The organism is Nocardia acididurans, from assembly GCF_016741815.1.
In the GTDB taxonomy this organism is placed as follows: Bacteria; Actinomycetota; Actinomycetes; order Mycobacteriales; family Mycobacteriaceae; genus Nocardia; species Nocardia acididurans.
The window spans coordinates 1-711 of the sequence record NZ_JAERRJ010000058.1 but is presented as its reverse complement, the minus strand read 5'-3'; the positions used below and the strand labels follow the sequence as shown (position 1 = coordinate 711).

1 protein-coding gene is annotated in these 711 nt (G+C 68.5%); it reads left to right on the top strand.

The features are described from left to right. Positions 1-711, top strand: a 711-nt coding sequence (locus JK358_RS38775) for a hydroxymethylglutaryl-CoA lyase-like TIM-barrel protein (protein WP_504739731.1), incomplete at both ends; no start/stop codon positions are given.

Sequence of the window (711 nt, the reverse complement as noted above, 5' to 3'; positions counted from 1 at the left end):
CTGGCCGAGGAGATCGTCGACGCGGGCGCGCACATCATCGGTATCAAGGACATGGCGGGTCTGTTGCGGGCTCCGGCCGCGCACACGCTGGTCACGGCGTTGCGCCGGGAGTTCGATCTGCCGGTGCACGTGCACACCCACGACACTCCGGGCGGTCAGCTGGCCACCTACCTGGCGGCGTGGCAGGCCGGTGCGGACGCGGTCGACGGTGCGTCGGCTCCCATGGCGGGCACCACGTCGCAGCCCGCGCTGTCGGCCATCGTCGCGGCGGCGGCGCATTCGCCCTATGACACCGGTCTGAACCTGCAGAACGTGTGCGATCTGGAGCCGTACTGGGAGGCGTTGCGGAAGGTGTACGCGCCCTTCGAATCCGGTCTGCCGGGTCCGACGGGTCGTGTGTATCACCACGAGATCCCGGGTGGTCAGCTGTCGAACCTGCGTCAGCAGGCCATCGCTTTGGGCCTGGGTGACCAGTTCGAGGAGGTGGAAGCGAAATACGCGGCGGCGGATCGTCTTCTGGGTCGTCTGGTGAAGGTCACCCCGTCCTCGAAGGTCGTCGGCGACCTGGCACTCGCCCTGGTGGGCACCGGCGTCGATGTCGAGGATTTCGCCACCGACCCCGCCCGCTACGACATCCCGGATTCGGTGATCGGTTTCCTGCGTGGCGAACTCGGCACCCCGGCCGGTGGCTGGCCCGAACCCTTCCGCTCC